General features: G+C 68.2%; 6 protein-coding genes. 1 reads left to right on the forward strand and 5 read right to left on the reverse strand.

All coding sequences use genetic code 11. The features are described from left to right. Positions 1-630: alcohol dehydrogenase catalytic domain-containing protein (locus RI841_RS06305; RefSeq protein WP_310704730.1), on the reverse strand; the 630-nt coding region annotated here is incomplete at its 3' end. A 65-nt stretch (positions 631-695) separates the two neighbouring features. Continuing rightward, positions 696-1,334, reverse strand: coding sequence for a TetR/AcrR family transcriptional regulator (locus RI841_RS06310; RefSeq protein ID WP_310704731.1), 639 nt, complete (start codon positions 1,332-1,334; stop codon positions 696-698). 178 nt (positions 1,335-1,512) lie between these two features. Between RI841_RS06310 and RI841_RS06315 the strand changes: the two genes are divergently transcribed. Beyond that, positions 1,513-1,989 (forward strand): nucleoside deaminase, encoded by a 477-nt coding sequence (locus RI841_RS06315; RefSeq protein ID WP_310704732.1) that lies wholly within the window; start codon positions 1,513-1,515, stop codon positions 1,987-1,989. A 5-nt stretch (positions 1,990-1,994) separates the two neighbouring features. Here RI841_RS06315 and RI841_RS06320 read toward each other — a convergent pair whose 3' ends face one another. Genes RI841_RS06320 through RI841_RS06330 form a run of 3 tightly spaced genes read right to left on the reverse strand, consistent with a single transcriptional unit; the run spans position 1,995 to position 4,329 of the window. Next, a complete protein-coding gene (locus RI841_RS06320) occupies positions 1,995-3,152 on the reverse strand; it encodes a hypothetical protein (protein ID WP_310704733.1) in 1,158 nt (385 codons plus the stop codon). Beyond that, complete coding sequence (locus RI841_RS06325) at positions 3,149-3,985, reverse strand: hypothetical protein (RefSeq protein ID WP_310704735.1); 837 nt, start codon at positions 3,983-3,985, stop codon at positions 3,149-3,151. Before RI841_RS06325 ends, RI841_RS06320 begins: the two co-directional genes overlap by 4 nt. Then, on the reverse strand, positions 3,985-4,329 hold the full coding sequence (locus RI841_RS06330) for an HTH domain-containing protein (RefSeq protein WP_310704736.1): 345 nt from the start codon (positions 4,327-4,329) through the stop codon (positions 3,985-3,987). Before RI841_RS06330 ends, RI841_RS06325 begins: the two co-directional genes overlap by 1 nt. Positions 4,330-4,363: the final 34 nt, after the last annotated feature.

Genomic DNA, 4,363 nt, shown 5'->3' on the forward strand with positions numbered 1-4,363 from the left:
GGCCAGGGGCCGCCCCGGTTCGGAGAGCGTATTGCGATCGATCACCTCCTGGGCCCCGAGGCCATGGAGATACGCCGTCTCCTCCGGGCGTCCGGTGGAGGCCACGACCCGATAGCCCAGCCGCGCCAGGAGCGCGATGGCATAGCTGCCCACGCCGCCATTGGCGCCGGTCACCAGCACCTCGCCCTGCTCCGGTGTCACGCCTTGGCGCTCCAGCGCCATGACCGACAGCATGGCGGTATACCCGGCCGTGCCGATGGCCATGGATTGTCGGGCGCTGAAGGCCGTCGGATGGGGGATCAGCCAGCGACTGTCCAACTGTGCCTTCTCGGCCAGGCCGCCCCAGTGCGTTTCTCCGACGCCCCAGCCGTTGAGCAGCACGGTGTCGCCGGGCTGATAGGCCTCGGCCGTCGAGCTCTCGACCGTGCCCGCCAGGTCGATCCCCGGGACCATGGGAAACGCGCGCACCACCGGCCCCTTGCCGGTGATGGCCAGGGCATCCTTGTAGTTGAGCGTGCTGCATTCGACCCGCACCGTCACGTCCCCCTCGGGGAGTCGCGACTCGTCGAGGGTCTCCAGCGCCACACGCTGGCCGTCGTCCTGCTTGTCGATCAGGATTGCCTTGAACATCGTGAACCTCCTTGATGAACTGATTTATAGACCGATCGTCTATGAAAAGACATGAAAGAACCCGGCTAACGGGGTAGTCCTTCCATGTAGGTGGTGATGAAGGTCTCCAGAGGACGGGCACTTCCCTCTAGCCGGGCACGCATGACTGCCCCTTCCCAGCCGATCCAGAAGGCCTCGGCCAGCCTGTCGCAATCCGCCGCCCTACTCAGCTCACCGGCTTCCTGGGCCTCGCGCAGGCATCGCGCCACGCGCTGTTGCCAGTCGTCGAGGGTTTCCCGCAACCACTGCCGATATCCCTCCGGCAACCCGCCGGCCTCCTGGCCCAGGTTGCCCACCAGGCAGCCGCGGCGGAAGTGGTGGCGTTCCATGCCGGCTCGCGCATCAGTGACGAAGGCCACGAGGCGACACAAGGGCCGGCGTGATGTGTCCAGCAGGTGCTGGTCGAGCTTGTTGGCGAAGTAGGCGCCGTAATGCTCCATGACGACGCGGCCGAAGGCCTCCTTGCTGTCGAAATAATAGTAGAAGGAGCCCTTGGGCACGCCCACGCGCTTGAGGATGCCGTCGATGCCGGAGACGGTGAAGCCCTGTTCGGTCAGGACCTCGAGCCCGCTGCGGATCAGGGCCGCGCGGGTGTCCGGATCGTCGCGAGGAATTTTGGGCGGTCGTCCACGGCGAGGCCTGGGAGAAGCAGTGGTTCGTATCATGCCTCTAATATAGACTGATCGTCTATAAATTCAAGGCACCCTGGCACCGATGGCCTATGCGATGCACGCCTGACCCATGGCCCTGCATTGACTGTCGCGGCCGGCCAAGGCCCGATCGGCAAGGTGGGCGACAGCATCTATGCTGGAAGGCAACTCGCAATCTCATGGAGCACGAACGATGATCACCGAAACAGACAGGCAACACCTGCAGCGCTGCGTGGAGCTCGCGGAAGAGGCCCTGGCGGCTGGGGACGAGCCGTTCGGTTCGGTGCTGGTGAGTGCCGATGGCGCGGTGCTGGTGGAAGACCACAACCATGTGGCCAGCGGGGATGCGACCCAGCATCCGGAGTTCTTCCTGGCACGCTGGGCCGCGGAGCATCTGTCCCCAGAGGAGCGTGCACAAGCCACCGTCTATACCTCCGGCGAGCACTGCCCCATGTGTGCAGCGGCCCATGGCTGGGTGGGGCTGGGGCGAATCCTCTATGCCAGTTCGTCCGAGCAGCTAATGAACTGGCTGGAGGAGCTGGAGGTGGCGCCGCCCAGAGTGCGCCCGCTGCCGATACAGGAAGTGGTGCCGGATGCGGAGGTCGAGGGCCCGGTAACGGAATTCGCCGACCGCATCCGCGACCTGCATCGACGGCTGCACGGCGCCTGAGGCCGCTATTCGCCGCGCTGGCCGAGGATCCGGTAGGTGCGTGGCTTCCCTTCGCTGTCGTCGGCCCGGGTCGACTGAGCCTCGAGCTGCGCCATCAGGGTCGCGGCGCTGGCAGAGATGGCGGCCTCGAACGAGGCCTGCATCGCCAGCCGGGCCTGGCCAATGGCATCGCGCAGTTGGGACGCCATCGCCGGCCGATGGAGCGCCTCCTGCACCTTGAGCAGGGCAACCTCGCTTCCCGCGATACCGGCCAGGGTCACGGCGGAGGTCAGTGTGCCCACGACCAGGGCGCCCGGGCCGGCAGGCGCGGTGGCGGCCGAGGCGGCGCCACCGGCGGCGAGTGAACGCACGGCACCGGCTCCCAGGCGGGTGACCAGGCGGCGCAGGGCCAGGCGGCTGCCCTGCGCGGCGACGGAGACACCGAGCCGCCGGGCCAGGGCACGACCCGCCATCAGCGCACCACCACTGCCGCCCACCGCGGCCGTGCTCCAGCGTCCCGTATCCCGTCCATCCTGCAGGGTCTCCTGCAGCGCCCCATCCAGATCGAGCTCATGGATGGGCCGCTCGCCCTCTCCCTCCGGTGCTACCTGCCGCGAGACATAGCGTTCATGAAGCGTCTCGGCCATATCCTCGGCCAGGCCCCGCTGTTCGCTAGCCAGGCGCCGAGGATAGTCCACCTGCAGGCCGGCCAGCGCCAAATCGAGGCCAGTCGCCTCGACCAGCCGCTGGTGAAGCTGTTTATCCAGCCAGGCATCGAGGTCACCCATGAGCGCCACGCCGAGTCGCGTGTAGCTGCCAACGGGCGAGTAGTACCAGTCCAGGTAGCCCGGCACCGCCGCCTCGAGGGGCGCAAAGGCCCGTTCGAGACGCCCCTCCAGCCAGGGCTTCATGCGCGCCTGGAGCCGCTCTTCCACCTCAGTGGCGAATGCCGACAGGTCGCGTGAGACGCTGGCGCGGGTGTCGGCATTAAGGGTCAGCGACTCGCCCGCCACGATCACCCGGTACAGCGGCGCCTGGCTCCGCGACGCCAGCCAGCCATGACCGACCTCAAAGAGCAGCAACAGCGTCATGACCACCAGGAGCGACAGATCCCATCCACGCCAGGGGCGGAACGGGATGGCCAGGCGCCCCCGGGCGATTGACCGGCGCATGGCATGACTCATGACGGGCCCTCCTCACGGCAGGAGTGCAACGCGGCACGATGCTGCCGACGCCCGCCCCGACGCAGGGCCTCGGCACCGACCAGCAGGCGCGCATAGGCCCAGGCAAAGGTGCTCTGGGTAAGCAGCAACAGCAGCCAGCCCAACACCGCCACGGGTGTGGCGAGTTGGAAGCGCTCCACGGCATTCTGCATGCTCCAGTGCTGACTGATCTCGGCGATGGTGGCCAGTCGCTCGAAGAACCCCAGCACGGCTCCCCCCGAGGCATCCGGGAAATGACGCGCGATGGCCTCTTCCCAGCCGAGTCCGACCAGCCATGGCTGGGGCAGCCAGAGGGCGACGACCACCAGGACCAGGGCCAGCAGGCCGGCGGCCGGCACCACCACCAGGCGCCGGGTCACCGCCGGCAGATGCTCGGCGATGACATGGCGTGCCAGGCGTCGGCGCAGCAGGTTCTGCGCCACCACCAGCCCTGGCACGCCGGCCAGCAATACCGGCCAGAGGGCCGGCGCCAGCAGGCGCAGCTTGACCAGCAGTACCAGCGCCAGCAGCGCGCCCAGTAACTGGTGACGCACCACCATCATCACCCCGCCCCGCAACCAGCCGCGCCAGGGTGAGTCGTCGCGCAGGTACTGGTCGAGCCAGGCACGTCGACGCAGCCGAGCGGCCTCCAGGCTGCCGGCCACGATCAGTTGGGTGGCCAGCACCCAGACCGGCAGGAACAGCACCCCGGCAAGCGCCCTGTCCACCTGCGACCAGAGCAGCAGCACCAGCACCGTCAGGATGAGGTGGCCGTGGCGCCAGAGCGGCGCGAGTCGCAGCCAGGGCCCTGCCATCAGGCGTGCGGCGAGAGGGCCCGCTCGATGTAGGCCTCACAGCGCTGGTGGGTCGATCGCTCTCGCAGCCCTTTCCCGTAGGCCACGAGGGGGCCGGCCGCGAAGAACAGCCAGCGGTAGTAGTCGCCCCGGGCGGTGGGCGGTGGCGCGACTTCGGGAGGCAGCACATTCCCTTGGCCGGGGGCATTGACGACCTCGCCACCCATCGCCCGCAGCGCGGCGATGTCCTGGTAGAGGGTACGCAGGGTGATCCCCAGCCACTCGGCAGGCTCAGGCACGTCGATCGGGCCTGTGTGGTAGCGCAACACCCGGCGCAGGTCAGGCAGGCGGGTCGTTCGTGACATGGGTGATTCCTCGTATGCGTGGCCGTCGCTCGCC

The organism is Halomonas sp. (assembly GCF_031581305.1).
Lineage (GTDB): Bacteria > Pseudomonadota > Gammaproteobacteria > Pseudomonadales > Halomonadaceae > Halomonas.

Coding starts and splice junctions, on each gene's coding strand:
- RI841_RS06320 (WP_310704733.1), bottom strand. CDS start 3,152: ATGAGTCATGCCATGCGCCGGTCAATCGCCCGGGGGCGCCTGGCCATC.
- RI841_RS06330 (WP_310704736.1), bottom strand. CDS start 4,329: ATGTCACGAACGACCCGCCTGCCTGACCTGCGCCGGGTGTTGCGCTAC.
- RI841_RS06310 (WP_310704731.1), bottom strand. CDS start 1,334: ATGATACGAACCACTGCTTCTCCCAGGCCTCGCCGTGGACGACCGCCC.
- RI841_RS06325 (WP_310704735.1), bottom strand. CDS start 3,985: ATGGCAGGGCCCTGGCTGCGACTCGCGCCGCTCTGGCGCCACGGCCAC.
- RI841_RS06315 (WP_310704732.1), top strand. CDS start 1,513: ATGATCACCGAAACAGACAGGCAACACCTGCAGCGCTGCGTGGAGCTC.